The organism is Leptospira ryugenii, assembly GCF_003114855.1.
Taxonomy (GTDB): Bacteria; Spirochaetota; Leptospiria; order Leptospirales; family Leptospiraceae; genus Leptospira_A; species Leptospira_A ryugenii.
Map to the genome: position 1 here is coordinate 396,816 of NZ_BFBB01000003.1, position 17,635 is coordinate 414,450.

General features: G+C 40.0%; 13 protein-coding genes. 2 read left to right on the plus strand and 11 right to left on the minus strand.

Going from position 1 to position 17,635, the window contains the following annotated elements; genetic code table 11:
- Positions 1-14: 14 nt before the first annotated feature.
- From DI060_RS06290 to DI060_RS06300, 3 genes are read right to left on the minus strand one after another with little or no spacing between them, the layout of a single operon-like run.
- The gene (locus DI060_RS06290; RefSeq protein WP_108974859.1) at positions 15-1,580 is read right to left on the minus strand and encodes a hypothetical protein; all 1,566 of its coding nucleotides are present in this window, start codon (positions 1,578-1,580) and stop codon (positions 15-17) included.
- Positions 1,577-2,671 (minus strand): hypothetical protein, encoded by a 1,095-nt coding sequence (locus DI060_RS06295; RefSeq protein WP_108974861.1) that lies wholly within the window; start codon positions 2,669-2,671, stop codon positions 1,577-1,579. The genes DI060_RS06290 and DI060_RS06295 overlap by 4 nt, the downstream gene beginning before the upstream one ends.
- A complete protein-coding gene (locus DI060_RS06300) occupies positions 2,672-4,477 on the minus strand; it encodes an extracellular solute-binding protein (RefSeq protein WP_108974863.1) in 1,806 nt (601 codons plus the stop codon).
- A gap of 31 nt (positions 4,478-4,508) precedes the next feature.
- On the opposite strand from DI060_RS06300, the gene DI060_RS06305 reads away from it, so the two are divergent.
- Complete coding sequence (locus tag DI060_RS06305) at positions 4,509-5,900, plus strand: alpha-amylase family protein (protein WP_135355007.1); 1,392 nt, start codon at positions 4,509-4,511, stop codon at positions 5,898-5,900.
- On the opposite strand, the gene DI060_RS06310 is transcribed toward DI060_RS06305, so the two are convergent.
- The 7 genes from DI060_RS06310 to DI060_RS06340 all read right to left on the minus strand — a co-directional run bounded on the left by DI060_RS06310 (position 5,890) and on the right by DI060_RS06340 (position 12,976).
- On the minus strand, positions 5,890-7,941 hold the full coding sequence (locus DI060_RS06310) for a RelA/SpoT family protein (protein ID WP_108974867.1): 2,052 nt from the start codon (positions 7,939-7,941) through the stop codon (positions 5,890-5,892). The two genes, DI060_RS06305 and DI060_RS06310, sit on opposite strands and share 11 nt — an antisense overlap.
- Entirely contained in the window at positions 7,941-8,804 is an 864-nt protein-coding gene (gene nadC / locus DI060_RS06315; RefSeq protein ID WP_108974869.1) for a carboxylating nicotinate-nucleotide diphosphorylase, read from the minus strand. The genes DI060_RS06310 and nadC overlap by 1 nt, the downstream gene beginning before the upstream one ends.
- 70 nt (positions 8,805-8,874) lie before the next feature.
- Complete coding sequence (locus DI060_RS06320; protein WP_439956900.1) at positions 8,875-10,308, minus strand: lipoprotein LipL71; 1,434 nt, start codon at positions 10,306-10,308, stop codon at positions 8,875-8,877.
- A gap of 67 nt (positions 10,309-10,375) precedes the next feature.
- Positions 10,376-10,711: an STAS domain-containing protein gene (locus DI060_RS06325; protein WP_108974873.1), complete on the minus strand. Its 336-nt coding sequence runs from the start codon at positions 10,709-10,711 to the stop codon at positions 10,376-10,378.
- 93 nt (positions 10,712-10,804) lie between these two features.
- Positions 10,805-11,920 carry a tRNA guanosine(34) transglycosylase Tgt gene (tgt, locus tag DI060_RS06330; RefSeq protein WP_108974875.1) on the minus strand — a complete coding sequence of 372 codons (1,116 nt, stop codon included), beginning with the start codon at positions 11,918-11,920 and terminating at the stop codon, positions 10,805-10,807.
- Entirely contained in the window at positions 11,920-12,354 is a 435-nt protein-coding gene (locus DI060_RS06335) for a Fur family transcriptional regulator (protein WP_108975681.1), read from the minus strand. The genes tgt and DI060_RS06335 overlap by 1 nt, the downstream gene beginning before the upstream one ends.
- A 73-nt stretch (positions 12,355-12,427) precedes the next feature.
- Entirely contained in the window at positions 12,428-12,976 is a 549-nt protein-coding gene (locus DI060_RS06340; RefSeq protein ID WP_108974877.1) for an LPS assembly lipoprotein LptE, read from the minus strand.
- A 97-nt stretch (positions 12,977-13,073) separates the two neighbouring features.
- Here DI060_RS06340 and DI060_RS06345 point away from each other — a divergent pair, with 97 nt between their 5' ends.
- Positions 13,074-14,888: a M23 family metallopeptidase gene (locus DI060_RS06345; RefSeq protein WP_108974879.1), complete on the plus strand. Its 1,815-nt coding sequence runs from the start codon at positions 13,074-13,076 to the stop codon at positions 14,886-14,888.
- On the opposite strand, the gene greA is transcribed toward DI060_RS06345, so the two are convergent.
- On the minus strand, positions 14,861-17,626 hold the full coding sequence (gene greA / locus DI060_RS06350) for a transcription elongation factor GreA (RefSeq protein ID WP_108974881.1): 2,766 nt from the start codon (positions 17,624-17,626) through the stop codon (positions 14,861-14,863). The genes DI060_RS06345 and greA overlap by 28 nt on opposite strands.
- Positions 17,627-17,635: the final 9 nt, after the last annotated feature.

Below are 17,635 nucleotides of genomic sequence, written 5' to 3' on the forward strand. Positions count from 1 at the left end.
TTCTTGCCACCAATTTAAAATTGATGTTCTCTCCCAGGCAATAGACTTTCTCTCTGCATACGATCATAGAGACTCGCACAATTCCAAAGTGTTCTTTGGCATAATGAATCAAATAGCTTGGGATCATAGAGATTAACATAAAAACGAAGGATATTCTCCCGAAATTTATATTCAATTTTTGGCAAATTTGCTTCTGGATATCGGTTGTCCATAACCAAGTGAATTTTTTTCTCTCGAATCGTTTGCAAATCCCCTAAGTTTTGGTGGCCAACACGTCCTTCTCTCTTTTTAGAACGACTAGCCAGCGCTTTGTCTGTCAAACCGGTTTCCGCTTCCCAAGCATAGCTGGGTTCAAAATAGTAAACGAAATGCGCCTGGGCTCCAAAAAATGCAACCCTCATCCCAGTCATAGATTGTGAATCATAGCCATCGTCAGATAAAAGACCTTTACCATAAAACATCCGTTCCTCTCCGATCTCATGCCAAAATGGTTTTGTCTCAACTATTGGATTTGAATAAATCGCTGAAGAAACCAGAAAAAGAAATAACAAATAGGCTCGCATCGAATAGAGAAAGTTTGCAAAGCCTGTTTGATAAGCATGGCCTTGCATGTAAACGGAGATGAACCTTAAATACTCCGTATAACTGATCCAAGACAAAATTGGAAATATTGGCATCCAAAATCTCAAAGCCATAAAATCTCCACCAATATATAAAACATACAGAATGTACAAAACTAGACTCACTGCGAAAAAGAATTGTCTGGAAAATTGGCAAATCCAAAACACTAAGCGAATTAAAGAAAATCCAAAAACCAAAGTGTATAATGGATAGGCTCGAAATAGGTAGAGTAAATACCAAACTCCTTGGCTTAGATAAGATTCAGAATGTACTTTTGCATAATATGTATTTGGAAGAAGGGACTGGAAATATAAAATCCGAAAGCTAAACAAAAAAATAATGGGAATCAAATAATATAAATCTTTAAATTTCTTTTGGAACAAACGATAACCCATGAATACAGAAAGAAAAAGGATACCATCTGGGCGTAAAAAAGAGGCAATTACGAAAGCAATGTGGGTTCCATGTGAAAATTTAGGCGAGATCAATTCACTTTCACTGCTAGTTTGTTTCCAAAAACCATACAAGCCAATGCTCACCGCGAGTGTATATGCCATTGTTTCCAGCCCCGAACTTGCAAAGATCCAACCATGATAGAAAAAGCAAAGATGCAAAACAAAAATTGGTAAAGGAAACTCTCGTAACAAACGGCTTTCTTGCCTTAAAAAGAATAGCATAAGTGCTAAATAGGATAAGATACCAAGAGAGACAGAGCTGATTGGTAAAGAAAGACCAACAAAAGAAAATGCGGAAAGAACTAAAGTCCACAGCAGATTTGAAAAGCCCTCTACTCTTTCACCGTAATTAAAAACAAGGCCATTCCCAGAAGAGAGATTTTTGGCATACACAAAACTGATAAAGGCATCATCGCAGACCCAAGCAAGTTTTACTGCCTCATAGAGTCCGATCGATATACCTATACATCCAAATATAGGAAAAATCCATTTTTGAAAGATCATTTGTCTAACTCAAAAGAACGAATGAATTCATTGATAAGGTTTATGTGATCCATTTCTGGAGTTGGATTTTCTTCAGAGGGTTCGTACAAAAAATCATCAAACAAATGAAAATCAAAGATCTTCAATTCAAAATCAGGAAGCGTAATAATAATGTTCTCCGAATGAACATCAAAAATAAGACCTTCTTCATTGGCTAAAAACTTTGTAGCTTCGATGACTCGATTGAAATCGACAGCTATCTTACGTAGTTGGGATTTCGAAACCAAGCCAAATCGATGCGAATTAAAATTTAATTTCCAACGAGGAAAAAACTTATCCAAGATTACACCCTGGTTGATTTTTTCATTTTTTACCGTGAACTCCTTCAAGTGTTTTCCAGCCAATAAAGGTTGTTGGTCACAAGGAGTGAGACTGACTGAGGGAACTTTCCAAGGTGTATTTCTCACTTTGATTCCCATAAAAAATCGAGTCGGAATCACAAGCTCTTTAAGTAGTGACTTTAGCTTCCAATAATGTAAGCGCTCTAAACCCAATCGCCGAAATTTAAATTCTATTTCATCTTTCTTGCCATCAAACATTGTTTTAGATTGCAGAAAGTCTTTCAGCGCAATTTCTTCTTTCTTCAAATATCGATTTAGATCTTTCCCTACCTCTTTATATAAACTTCCAAAAAGTGAATCAGAAGGTAACTTAGATTTTCCTATCTTTACCACTTGGTTCCATGGTAATTTATAAACAAATTTATAAGAACCTCTACCAATATAATCTTGGTTACTAAGAGGCAAAAAATTATCTAGATATTCTCTATGGTACCGATGCGTGATTCGAAAAACATGAGAAACAGGAAATGCCCATTCATAGAACTTTCGAAAAGGACCCGATTGCCGTAAGACTTCATCAACGGGCAAATCCTCCATTGGGATAGGCGGATTTGCATCATCCTTATCTGGGTCAAAGAATAGTTCCTTATCTAGTCCTTTTTCTAATAAGTCCAAAAACTGAGGTATCTTGCTTTGGGTTGAAGACCATAGAGAGGAAACTTTGTCCCGAATCTGCTGGATTCGAGATGGTTTTTCCTCAGGACTTTGCATCTACTTCCCCCACGGGAGTACTTTCGGATACTCTGATAAAGAAGTCTTTGAATCGAGAGCTTTTTTTAGCGAGGAGTCCATCGCTTCATCATACCACCAAAATTCTATAGCCATTCTTTCATCACCATATACACCTAATGGCAACTTGGGTTGACCAAATTTTCTCCAGTATAACAACCGTGTGTTGTTAAGATGCCAAAGGAGAACATATGGGTATTCCTTATAAACCAGACGATCAATCTCTTTTACAATTTGATTACGCTTTTCTAAATTGAATTCTGTTTTTTGCTTTTCTATAAGCTGGTCAACGGCAGCAGATTTGAAGCCAGGCAAATTTGGCTGGCCTTCCTCATCGGCGTATTTTGAATGCCACTGTGCCTCTGGGTCTTTGAAAATTCCAGAGCCCCAGGCTGCCCAAGTCATATCAAAATCATATTTGTCTACTTTTGCGCTCCAAGCAGCCAAGTCCAATGTATCAATATTTGCAGTGATCCCTAATTCCTTGGCTCTCTCCAGGAAAACGGTGAAATATTTTTCGGTCTTTTTGTCCCTATCCAAAATGGTAAACGTAAATATCTTCCCATCTTTTTCCAATTGGCCTTTTGCATTCGGTTTCCAACCTGCCTCTTTCAGCAATGCGCGAGCTTTTTCCACATTGAAGTCTACAACTTTGTTTGGATTTAACGAATTTCCAAAATAATAGTCCGGGTAATAACTATTGGTTGCCTCATACTCACCATAAGCGAGTTTTTCAATCATTGTCTTTCGATCAACTAAATGTGCAATTGCTTCCCTTACCCTTCGGTCGGAAAATATTTCTCTACGCATATTCATCGCCCAACCCTGAAAACCGACTGGTTTTAAGTTAAAGATACGTTGTTTGGCGATCCAATTTTTATCAAATGCTTCTCCAGTTGCTTCTTCTTTCCAGACGTGCGCAGTATACACGGGATATAGATCCATATCTCCTTTTTTGAAAGCCTGTAAAGCAACGGCTTCCTCGTTAAAAACTTTATAAATCACCTGATCAAAGTTAAACTTTCCTTTATTGAATGGATATGCTCTTTGCCACCAATCCGATCTACGCTCTAGTTTTATGTAACGAGATTTTTTCCATTCCAAAATCTTATAAGGGCCTGATACAACTGGGAATTCAAAATTTTCTTTATTAAAATCTTTTCCTTCAAAATGGTGTTTTGGTAAAATATACAGACTTGATGCCAATTCATTGAAGTTATTCCAATGAACTTCTTTTGCATAAAAAACAAATGTAGAAGCATCTATTTTCTTGGGTCTTTCAAATCGAGAAAGAAAGATTCGAAAAACAGCAGTTGCATTTTTAGGATTCATGATGGTGTCATAGGTAAAGAGGATGTCATCTGAGGTGACGGGCTTACCATCTGACCATTTTGCATTTTCATCTAGCGTAAATGTAAACTCTCTTTTATCAGAAGAAATCTTCCATGATTTCGCTAGGTATGGAATCGTTTCTAATGTAACAGGATCAAAGTCGGTAAGAGGTTCAAAGAGAGATGTAAAGATACGCGCGGTAGTCGTAAACTGGTCCAGATAATAATTTAAGGACTTAGGAAATTGATGCGAATAAAAGCGAATCCTTCCCCCTTTTTTTGCTTCTGGACTTGCCAATGGGTTTGGCTTTCGCAATGCATCCGGTATTGAATTCGGATTGCCTGTCCATGCCTCATCGACGACTGGATTTAAGGTATCAAAGTTCGAGTCCGAATCTTGGCAGGAAGAGAGGGAAACAACTGAAAGTAAGAAGATAAAAAAAAGTAACTTGCGCATTTAAATTCCTTTGCTAGAGTCTTCCGACAAAATGAAAGATCCCTTCCATCAAACTCTTTTATACGAGATCAACTCAAGGATTTTTTGCTTAGAAAATTCCTGCCGCCTCAGCACAATACCAGAGATATTTTGGGAATCGGAAGAGGTAAAGGCAGCCAATGAGATTTGGTGGATGGGCATTTGGGAACAGAGCCCTGCCTCCCACAATATCGCGGCAAAGCACCCCGATCTCCAAGAAGAATTCAAAAAGAGTAAAGAGCATCTTTCGGAAAAAGACATTTTGGCCTCACCCTATGCGATATATGAATATAAACCCAATCCTCTTCTCACCTCAGAACAGGAGCTAGGAGAACTTAGAGAGATAATGAAAAGAAGAGGTAAATCTCTCATCCTCGACTTTGTACCCAACCATATGTCTGTTGATACCAGTTATCTTACCAATAAACCGCATCTTTTTTTACAAACTGAAATCGCAAACCAAAACTCCTTCATTTTCCAAGGAACTCGGTATGCACATGGTAGAGATCCTTACTTCGATGCTTGGACGGACACGATCCAATGGGATTTTTCCAATGAAGAAACTCTTTCCTTTCACATTGATATTCTTCTCTACATTGCTCAATTTGCTGATGGTGTTCGGTGTGATATGGCTATGCTTCCGCTTGAGGATGTTTTTGCATCTACTCATGGCAAACGCGCTCTTCCTTATTGGGGTCCACTCATAAAAACTATAAAATCAAAATACCCAAATTTTAAATTTTATGCAGAGGCATATTGGAACCGCGAATACGAATTACAATCATTAGGCTTTGATGCAACATATGATAAAACTCTCTATGATCGATTTGTGAATGGCGATGCCTTCGCCATCAAAGCTCACCTTACTGCCGATCAAAACTACCAAAACAAATCCATTCGATTCCTGGAAAATCATGATGAGGACCGAGCGATGAAGGTTTTCCAAGACCAGTCATTATTTTACTTTTCACTTTTGTGTTTCTTGCCAGGAATAATTTTATACTACCAAGACCAAGTGAACGGATTTGAAAAAAAACTTCCTGTTCAACTCGGAAATAGAGATTTAGAAGAAACCAAAAAACCAATCAGGTCTTTTTATGATCGAATATTCTCAAATATGCAGAACAGAAAGCACCCTCATCGGGAAATTCCAGAATACTATCTGTATACGGACGGAGAAATTCTGCCCTATCTCTTGACCTGCGAACCGAATAGAAAGGAGCTCATCATTTTAAATTTGATGCAGTACCCGATGTCCGGCCGGATTTTTTTAACAGGTGAAAACTTTCCTAAGGCGGAACTAAAGGATTTGATCAGTGGTTCTTCCTTTCCTCGACCTACTTCCGAAAAAGAGGGACTGTACTTTTATTTAGAAGCAAAAGAAGCACAATGGTTCATTTTTTAACCCTTTCTGCAAAAATGACACCATTGATGAATCGTAAATTTTCTAAAATTTCCTTCAGTTGATCAAGATGTTCGACTTCTAACATAAATTTTGCGGTAAGGGTTCCATTCGAGTGCGAACTTGCACCTGCTTCTAAAATGTTGGTTTCAGTGGACGAAATGCACTCAACCATGGAAAGATAGATCCCTTGCACATCCCGAGCGCGGACTTCAATTTGTACGGGTATCGGTTCACCAGGACCTTCCCACCGTACAGGTATGGTTTTCATCCATTCCACTTGTTTATTTGCGGTTTCGCAGTCTTTTTTGTGTACGCTGACACCACGACCTCTTGTAATAAAACCAATGATCTCATCACCAGGAATCGGAGTACAACAAGAGGCAATGCGAACGGGCACATCTGTCCAACCAGCGACCGAAATACCATATTCTTTTGAATCTTTTTTTGCCGTATTACTCTTGTAAGGCTTTTTTACCTTTGCCCTTTTGATCTCTTTGATGGCATTCTCATCAATTACAGATTGAGGATCTGAAACGGTAACCATTGTATCTTTTTGAGATTCTTCTTGGAGCTTTCGAAAATATTGTCTAAGCTTTTGCCTGGCCGAAGCAGTTTTGACAATACGTATCCAAATCGGAGAAGGTTTTGTATTTTTATCTGTCACAATCTCAACTTGGTCACCCGATTTTAACTCTGTCCTTAAAGTTACCATCCGACCATTGACTTTTCCACCCTTAGCATGTAGACCGACATCTGTATGGATACGAAAGGCATAGTCTAATACCGTTGCACCTTTCTGCATTTCCATAATCTCTCCTTTCGGAGTAAAAACAAATACCTCATCTTCGTGTAGATCGTATTGCAGCTCTTCTAAAAACTCTTTGGAATCTAAATTTGGATCCTGCCATGATTTCAATACTTCTAACCATTTGAGTTTGAATGCGTTTTCGATTCCATTTTGTAGAGAGATATTTGTTTTGGATAAGGTTGTGGATTCTTTATATGCCCAATGTGCAGCGATCCCATTCTCTGCAATGGCATTCATTTCTTTCGTGCGAATTTGAACCTCCATTGGCTTTCCATCTGGGCCGAAGACTGTTGTATGGAGTGATTGATATAAATTGGTCTTTGGCGTCGCTATATAGTCTTTAAAACGTCCGGGTATGGGAGTCCAAAGTGTATGGACAATACCTAGGACGCCATAACAGTCCTTAATTTCATTTGTAATGATACGTACTGCTCTTAAATCGAAAATTTCCGAAAAGGATTTTTCTTTTGTTACCATCTTGCGATAAATAGAGTAAAAATGTTTTGCCCTACCTTCAATCTTTGCATCAATATTAATTTCAGCTAATCTCTGTTTTAAGATGATTTTTATCTTTTCTATATATTCATCTCTTTCAGATTTTTTGGCAGAGACTCTCTTTTTGATTTCTTGGTATTCTTCTGGGTGTAGAGACTGGAATGCTAAATCTTCTAACTCGAACTTTACCTTATATACTCCTAACCTACCAGCAATGGGTGCATATAAAGATAAGACTTCTTTCGCAATCCTTCTTTGTTTTTCTACAGGTTGAAACTTGAGAGTTCGGACATTGTGTGTTTTATCTGCTAATTTTATGAGCATCACACGGACGTCTTTTATTGTAGCTAACAACATCTTTCGGATATTTTCAGCTGCCTCTGACTCTTTTGATTGGGATTTAATTTCAGAAATTTTTGTTACACCTTCTACAAGGGCAGCAATGTCATCTCCAAATTCCTTAGCCATATCATCTTTGCTGTAATTGGTGTCTTCTACAACATCGTGAAGAAGACCTGCCGCAATTGCACGTTCATCCAAACCAAGATCATCTAATACAGATGCTACATTCATTGGATGGATGATATATGGCTCACCAGATAATCGCTTTTGGCCATCATGCATCCTATAGGCGACGTCATAGGCTTTTTTGACTAAATTTACTTTTTCCGAGCCTAGTCTCTTTTCGATTGCTTGGAATAATTCTTCCTCAGATTGAATGTCTTGGTAGAGACCCATCAATGAATCTCCAAACTGATATCTAAAAATTTTACAGTATGGGTGAGATAACCCATACTAACACCGATTTGGTTGAGGCTCGAAAGTTCTTGGAGTTTTTCTGGAGTAATTCCTCCAGAACATTCAATGAAAATACTTGGTTTTTGCTTTCGAATTGTCTCTACCGCAACTTTCGTATCTTCTATTGAGAAATTATCCAGTAAGATAATATCCGGGTCCGCTTCTAATGCATCTTTGAGTTGAGCTAGGCCATCGATTTCCAATTCAATTTTTTTGTCGGGGTATTTCTCACGCACAAGCCGAACAGCCTCTCCAATGGAACCTGCCTTCGCAATATGATTATCTTTTAGCATTGCCATATCAGATAAATTCAATCGATGGTTCCAAGCACCGCCGGTATAAACTGCATACTTTGCTAATTTACGGTAGGCAGGTAAAGTTTTTCGGGTATCAAGGATGATTAGATTAGGGTATTGTTTTACCACCTTATGCGCATTTGTGGCAATTCCTGAAAGGTATTGAATGAAATTGAGTAAGGTTCTCTCCATTTTAAGGATAAGTTGAAGAGATCCGGATAATTTTCCGATCTCCATTCCAGGGCTGAGGATGGCTCCATCCTCTTTCCATGCTTCGTAGGAAACTTGTCCCCCAGCTTTCTTTAGCAAAGCAAGGATCACCTGCGTTCCACACAACACGCCACTGTCCTTTGCAAGGAGAGTTGCTTCCGCTGTCTCTCCCTGGTGGAACAAACTTTCTGTCGTGATGTCACCTTCCGGCATATCTTCCGCCCAAGCCAAATCGACAAGAGGAAGAAAGTCCTCTACAACGAGACTCTTGACTGCTTGTGTATACCCTCTTTCCATATCAACATCCTCTAGGCAAAAAAAAAGCCGCCCCTAGGGACAGCTTCTTCCTTTGATTCAAAAAAGGAATCTATTTCGTAGGTGCCTTTCCGATCTTTCCAGTTTTAGGAGGAATCTTTAACTTCTGTTTTGGATAGATCAAATCCTTGTCCTTAATTTTGTCTCGGTTCGCTTGGAAGATACGTTTCCAAAGCTTTGAGTTTTCGTAGACTTCTGGTTTCTTTGCGATTCTCCAAAGGCACTCCGCTGGGTTTGTTTTTCCAACAGTATACTCTTTCCAACCGTTTCCAAGGTCTCGAATGCGTGAGCCAGCATCATCTCCGGTCTCTTCGTCGCTTGCTTTTGTTTCTTCTTTGGCTACCTTGTCTTCTTTTGGTTTTGTCTCTGTTCCTTCTACATTTGTTGCTTCACGAGTTCGGAACATCTTTGGATTGGATGATTTGATGCCTTCAACTTGGTCGATCGAGATTTCTGCCAAACGAATGGCTTCTTCGGACTGGGCAATGGAATCTTCATACTTTTCTTGTTCTAAGGAATTGGATGAACTTGCTAAGGATTCATTGGCAGCTCCCAGATTTTCCTGAGCACTTGCGTAGGCATCCTTAGTGTTGGGTGATTTTGTAAGCGCATCAGATTTTAGCTCCGCAAAACGGCTGTTTGCGTCCTCTACAACATCTCTTGCTTGCCCATTTCTTGCCTTCGCTTGGTCCTTAACTGAACTAGCCAAAAGACCCGGTGCTGCCGCTCTTGCTGTTTTGATCTTTTCTTCGGCAGACTTTAACTTGCCTGCTTCAATGTCAGCATATGCGGAACGAATGCGCGCTCGTTCTTCTTCGATAGAGGGGTTTTGGCCGTTTGAATAGCGAGATGCTTTTTCCAAACTTTGGTCAACTTCCTCGGCAGATTTGCGTATCATATCAGATCGTTCCATAGCAACAGCTTTTGCTTGTTTGCCGGCTACTTTGGATTCTTCAAATAAGCGGTAGGCCTCTTCATACTCATTCAGAGCCAATAAGCGCTTTTCTTCCTTTTTCTTTTCGTCGTCTTCTTCTTTTAAGTACGCTGCCAAAGAGGAATCAGCTTGGCTCAATTTTGCCTCACCCGCCTCTTTCAGAGATTGCGCTTTTTTGAAGTCCTCGGCAGATGTTTCTTGTGCATTGGCTTCATCTGCGGCATCTAACTGAGCGATCGCCTCTTCACGGGATTTGGCAGTTAGTTTTGGTAAAGTCTTTTCGAGGGCATCATAAGCTTTCGAAATCGCGTAGTCAGCGCTCTTTTTGGAATCTGATGCTTTTTCTTCCGCTGCAAAATCATTGGCCGCTTGTAGACTTTTCTTTGCCTCTTGGAATTCGTCAGGGGAATACTCTTCCGCTTTTAAACCTTCGGCTCTTTCCACTTGGGATTTTGCCAAAGCCAGTTCCTTTAAGGGCAACTCTTGCCCGCAGTTCCATAGCATTGGTAGCAAAAAAGCCAAGCCAATGATTGCTGATTGTTTCCTAATCAAAGGTAACATAATGATCTCCTTGCGTATGTTGGGGGTAGGGAGAAAAGAAAGCTCGAGGCTCTCTTTTCTATTTGAACGCAGCTGTTGCTTCGTCTTCGCTGTCGAAGATTTCAAAAAATGAGGTTAATTTAGTAAGCTCAAACACCTTTCTTACCGAGCCAGCTACATTGATGATTTTTAAGCCACCTTGGTACTTTTTAAGATTGGAAAGGCTGGAAATTAGAGCTCCGATCCCAGAGGAGTCAATATAAGAAACTTTCTCTAGGTTGATCACGATGCAGTACTTTTGCTCTTCGATCAATTTGGCAATAACATCCTTAATTTCAGGAGCGTTGTAAAGGTCGATCTCCCCGTTGATATCGAGGACTACGATTTTATCTTTTTCCCTTCTAGTGATTTCCATGTGTGTCCAGAGACTCCTCAGCGAATCTACACTTCGTGTAGAAATGACGGTACAATCACATTCAAAAAAAACAGAAACGTCAACTGAATATTTTTATACCCCATACAATTTTTTCCAGTGAGCATAAAATTGAGGGAATTCGTTGGCTGAAAGGGAGGCTCTGAGCTCTGCCATAAACTGGTACATAAAATATAAATTGTGATAGGTGGAGAGACTAAAGGCGGTCAATTCCTTTACTTTATGTAAGTGCCTTATGTATCCTAAACTATAGGTTTGGCAGACCTTACATTTACAGTTTGGATCAATTGGAGCCGTTGAGAGCCTATGGCTTTCGTTTCTGAGGTTGATTTTGCCTCTGCTTGTAAAGACTTGGCCATTGCGTGCGTTTCGTGTGGGCAAGACACAATCAAACATGTCAATCCCTTGTTTAACTGACTCAAGGATATCAGGCACAGTCCCTACACCCATGAGATAATGTGGCTTATTTACAGCCATGTGAGGTGCGAGGAATTGGATGGTTTTTTGGAATTCTTTTCTTGGCTCCCCAACAGAAAGCCCGCCAATGGCAATGCCTGGGAAGTCCATAGCCTGTAGTTCGGTTAAACTTTTCAAGCGCAGGCTTTCTTCCGTTCCCCCTTGGACGATACAAAACAAATTTTGATTTTGTGGGTCTTTTTGCCAATACTCTATAGAGTTTTTTGCCCAACGATGGGTTCTATCGAGGGCCAACTCCAATCTTTCCGTCGAACTTCCGTAAGGTGCACAATCATCCAAAACCATCATGATATCTGATCGAATAGACCTTTGGATGTCTATGACTGATTCTGGAGTGAATTTATGGTAACTGCCATCAACATGCGACTGAAAACGAACTCCGTCTTCTTCAAATCGAAACAGACTCGCAAGTGAAAAGACTTGAAATCCACCAGAATCCGTAAGCAGAGCTTCGGAATAGGACATGAAAGGTTTTAATCCACCAAAATGATCAAGAACTTCTGTTCCAGGCTTGAGGTAGAGATGGTAGGTATTGCCAAGGATCAGTTTGTATCCGATTTCTCGTATGTCATCTGAATCCAGCGACTTTATAGAACCTCTCGTTCCCACAGGCATAAAGACTGGTGTCTCGACTTCAACATTTCCAAGACTTAGCTTTCCTAGTCTCGCAAAACTCGTCGGGTCATTGCCCAATACTTGAAACCTAAGACTCACTATTTCTTATTGTATTCGCAAGTATCAACATTTTGGCAAACACCATAGATATTGAGGTGGTGGCCGGTGATCTTAAACCCATTCTTTTCAGCAGCATTTTTTTGTAGGTCTTCGATTTGTTCATCAATGAACTCGACAATGCGACCACACTGAACACAAATAATGTGGTCATGGTGTTTGTGGCCTATGATGTGCTCATAGTATTTATAATCTTTGCCAAAATCATGCTCTTCCAAAAGACCTGCTTCCACCATAATGGAGAGGATGCGATAAATTGTGGCCTTAGAAATTTTGTCTTTGCTATCTTTTAGCTCATATAACAAACCTTCGGCGGTGAAATGGTTATGAGTGGAAAAAATTTTCTCGGCCACCAATAGCCTTTGGTTCGTAATCTTGAGACCTTTTTCTTTGAGATACTGCTCAAAGACTGTCATCTCAGCCTTTGTGTCTTCTGTTTCGTTATGTTCGAGTGCCAAAGGAATCCTCCAAAATTTTAATCAATTTCATTCAATCGACTTCACCAGCCAATGAGTAGTACCAGGCTCTTTCTGATTCCTCTGCAATCCTCAATGCCGTTACCCTGAGCAATCGGTTTTGGGCTTCTTCTTCGGATTCTCTGTAGCCAAGTTGGGTAGAAAAATGAGCTCTCCCTGGGACCTCGTTTCTCTCTAAGGCAAGTTTTCTACCTGAGTTTGCTTCTACAAGTTCCAAACGGGTCACCATAAATAGTTCAGAGGAAAGGTGTTGGTCAGCCAAATCCATCAGATCTCCCACTTTTTGGTAATGGACAATCTCAGCGTAGAGACGGTAGGTAGCCTTTGTTTTGTCCCGAGTGCTGAGGAAACGCCCCCTCCGATCGATTTCCTCTTGGATCATCTGGGTCAAGCGTGTGTGAAGCCCTGCTCCATAGGTATTGTTTCTCACATTTTGCACATAGAGTATCCGAGCATTGTCAGGGATAGGCACGCCTTTGATTTTAGGTGGGCGGCCGGGTTCTCTCTGGAAGAGGCTACAGGAAACTGATGAGAAAAGGATTAGGGAGAGAAGGAGTTTCATTCAGAGAATCCAGCACCCATACTGACTAGATCGCTCCGTATGTCAAGGGAATCGGGTTTGACGAGAGCTAGTTCCTGCTTGAAGCTTTTCATTTGAAATGAAAACATTTTCTATGTTTTTTCCATTTTTCTTATTTTGTTTCTACCTCGGCTCGGTACCACTTTTCAGCGAGGACATCCCTTCTCCCATACCTAAGGACAAAGTAGGTCTCCCTTTGCCTTACCATTCCCCAGTCTCTGGAACCTTCGCTGAAATTCGAAACCACAATTTGCATTTAGGTTCTGATTTTAAATCCTATGGCTTAAATGGTCATAGCATCTTAGCAACGTTTGATGGATATGTAGATGAGATTTTTTATTCAAAAGTGGGATATGGCTTATCGTTAAACATTTACAATCCAAATTACCGAGTTAAATCAAAGTATGCCCACTTACACTCATTTGCTGGTAAGTTGCCTGATCTCGAGAACTTAAGGAAGGCTTTACTTTTTATGGGTGAAAAGGAAGGCTTTAAGATTAAATTACCTACGGGAATGTTTTCTGCAAAGAAAGGCGATCCCATTGGAAAAACAGGAGAATCAGGCTCAGGGATTTCACACCTTCATCTAGAATTTCATTCGGAAAAGTTCCGCATCAACCCACTTTCCTTCCCTGCATACCAAAAAGGTGATGTGACTCCTCCAACCATACTTTCTTTTTTAATCGAGGGGGATCAAATCGCAAAACCAATTCTCCTCAACGCAAAAGAAATCCAAAAAGGAAAATACAAACTGTACGATACTGATGATCGTTTAGTAGAGAGTTTGTCTCTATCTGGAAATTTAAAGTTGAGAATCGGTGGTTATGATATCATTCGATCTAGAAACAAAAACAATGTGTATGGTATGGATCTGTCCATTGATGGCAAAGAAATATTCTCCCGCAAATTTGATTTTTTAAGTGCGAGTGGCGAAATTGAAAAACACCAATTCTATGATGTTAATCGTTCTTCCTTATCGCCACCAGTTTATTTTTACCATTTGTACGACCAAAAAAAGATGCCTGCCCCTGAGGCTTATTCTATCCAACTGAGTAGCTATAAACCTGGTTCCAAATTAGAAATAGAGGCAGCTTTATTCGATGCGGCAGGCAATCGATCTGTCCTTTCATTTTCCATTCTGCACGAAATAAACGGAGCACCAAAACCTAGCCTAAGCCAGATCACACAAAAGAAATTTCTTTCAAAAGATAAAGTCCTAAGCTTTGATATAAGTTCAGTCCAGACATCTGGGAGTGGGACCGTAGAGATAGAAGAGTATGAAAACTTAGATCAGATTCCATTTAAAATACCAAAAGATCTAATCCTTAGAAGTAAAATCTATAGGATCACAACGAACCACTTATCGTGGAAAGGAGAGGCTTCGGGTGAGTTTTTACCAACGCAAGGCTCAAGTAGCAAAGACGCACTTTTCTTCTGGGATGAATCGATCAAAAACTTTTCTTATTTCAAACAAAAGAGAAAAGCTTCCGGGTTTCAATTCCAGCTAGCTAAGTTAGGCTATATTATGGTACTAGAGGACAAATCTCCACCCTATGTTCTCCCGATGACCTCACTGGCAAGGCATATAGAATTACCTGAAATCAGAGAGCAGTGTTTTGAGGATAGATTTTATGTCCTCGGAGATAGTGGAACCGGCTTCAAAACAAATGTAGAACTACTTCTGGATGGGCAAGCCTACCCCTATGAATATGACCCAGACCGTACCGCGATTCGCGTGAGTCTACCAAAGTCACTATATAAAGAAAGACCCTACCTTCTTTTGGAAGTTAGGGCCTTTGATTATGCTGGCAACGTATCATTGCCATTTATCGATGTGATCGCTACTAAAGGCTGGAAGTTAGATACTCAAACCTCTTGCCCACTCATTGAGTAGCGAGAAATCTCTAAGACCTCATAAACGGTTTCCGTACTTCCAAAAGTTAGGGTAGCTTCATTGCCTACGTATTTTCCAAGTAAGGACTTTCCGAGAGGTGATTGGTAAGAAATGATATTTTTTTCCGTATCTGCATCCCAAGCACCTAAGATGGAGTAAGTGATGATTTCCCCAGTTTGTTTGTTTTTCAGTTTAACAGAAGTTCCGATAGAAACTCGTTCTGTCTTGACTTCACTCAAATCCAGGATACGTGCACTCTTGAGCTCAGCTTCCAACTTCTTGATCGCAGCTTGCAATTGAACTTGTTTTTCCATCGCCGCTTTGTATTCAGCATTTTCTCGAAGGTCACCTTTCTCTTGCGCCTCACCGATATCTCGAGAGTTCTCTACCATCTCTACATTCAATAGATGTTCAAATTCAAGTTTCTTTGCATTGAATGCTCGACGAGTCACAAGTACTACATCTGCAGGTAGGCTCGACAATGGATCTTCCTCGCCTTCCTCCTCACCTTCATACTCATCCCAAACGATGTTTGGCTTCACTTCTTGGATGAGTTGGTGCAATTGATCCTTTTCTAAATCGGTCACATATGGTACTTCTCTAAAAAGAGCATATAGCTTACGAACGTATTCGTCATCTCCCTTCTCGAGTGTCTCTCTAAGGAGAGTATTGTCCTTTCCAAACAAAATATCCATTGCTTGGTTTTTTAGCTTGGTACCTTTTTCTTCGATTTTCGCCAAAGGTTTTAAGATTCGGAACACACGTAATACGAGGTCTTCTTCAGAAACTTTAAGCCAGTCGAATTTCCAAGTATGTGAGAGAATGGATTTAGCTACCCAGAGGAATACTTCCGGGTGTTCTTTTGATCGATTCAATACACTCTCAACAAATTGATTGAGTTCTATGTATTTCTCTTCAGATACCAAGTTTTGGAAAACAGATCTGTTTACCTTCACTGGCACTTCAAATAGAAGCCCAATCAAAATCTCAATTGCTTTCGGATGGTACTTTCTAATAAGATCTTTAAATCCTTTTTTGATATCCGTGTTATCCAAAGATTTAGAAATCTTAAGTGCTTCCTCCTTGGTGAAGGATTGAACCAAAGATTGAAGCTCTGTCTCGCGGATTTGGTGAGTAAACTCTTCAGAAGGCCATGACTTAGCTGCTTCGTTTAAGAAAAGATATGCGGAAAGTTTTCGGATAGGATCCTTTGCATTTTCCTCATCCACGTAATATGATATGAAAAAGTCAGCAGATTCCGCAGTTTCCTCACCATCTCTCGAAGCTTCCATAGCGATCTCAAGTTTTTTGGAGTGGTCAGTGAGAGCTTGGAACTTTTGCATCAAAGTTTCGGCATGAGTGATTGGTTTTTCATGTAAAACCACCTCATCCTTCTTCTTTGGGTTCATTCCAATATTTGCTTCTTTTTTAAGAACAGTTTTTACCTTGGTCCACCATTTTGACCATTCATCCGCTTTTAAGAAAGTGCCGATCAATTCGGTCTTCATGTCGGCAACCATCATACGGTTGTCATACGAGCGTAAGAGCTCCTTTAAAAATTCAGACAGGTTGTCATTAAAAAGTGCCTTAACTTCTTCTTTGTTTTCATAGTTGTGCACCCAGATATGATCTTTCTTCAATGGTTTCAAAGAAGTAATCGCCATTTGAATAGATAGTTTATGGTTTTTCTTTTCTTCGAAATCTACAAAAATGGAATCCCCAGTCTGGGAAATGGAAGTTATCTTTCCGACACCCCAGTTTCTATGCATTACATAGTTTCCAGTATCAAAAACGATATTTCTTTCGAAATTGGTTATACAAACTTTAACAGGTTTACGGTTGTTGCCTAGCTCACTCATCTTTAGAAAATCTTCTAAGAGCGAGTGGTTTACATATTTTTGTTTGTAAGCACGGATCAATTCGTTCCTTGCTTTTTGCGAGCCTGGCTCATGCTCCAAAATCTTTTTGAGAAAGTAAATAACACGATCCCAATCTTCCATGGCCTTATAGGGCTCAACCAATGGATACAGAAGTCCGACTAGACGGGTTTTCTCACGGTTGCCTAGAAGGATCCTCTCAATCTTATCAAAGAAGGTAATGTCTTCATAATTGTTCTGAACAAGTATCGCCCAGATCTCTTCCATTGGCTGGTAGTCTTTGTTCTTAGCAAATATCTCGGCAGCATGTTTGAGGTAAGAGATCGCTTTACCACGATCTTCTTCCATAATGGTGAGAGCGTATTTTTTTGCAATATCAGGATTCTTTTTGTCCTTTGTTGCGAGCTTTTCTAATACTACTTTTAACTCTTTATTTTTTTTGAGCTTATCAAGTGCCTCAGCTTTCACGCGCAAGGCGAGGATTAAATCTCCAAAGCGCAAAATAGAATCTGTGATGTATTCTATGATCGCCCATTTGCCATGAGCTTTGAAGCTGTCTAAAATATTCTTTGCAAGGTTGGCATCACCTAAGGGGTCTTCCATAAAGGAAAGAATCATCAGCATGTACTTTGCTGAAATAGATTCTGGGTGCTCCTTAAAATGATCCTCAATCTTTTGTTTTGCGAGATTGAGCTTTCCTTCCGCTTTGTAAGCTTCTATGATATCGTCATAGATCTTAAATTTGGAGGCGTGTACTGAGCTGGCGTCAGCTCTTACATAAATTTCCTCATTAAAAAGTGCTGTCAGCTTATCTTGGTCAGCTGTTTGATTCGATTTATCTTCGGTAATAGTCTCGGGCATGAGAAGAAT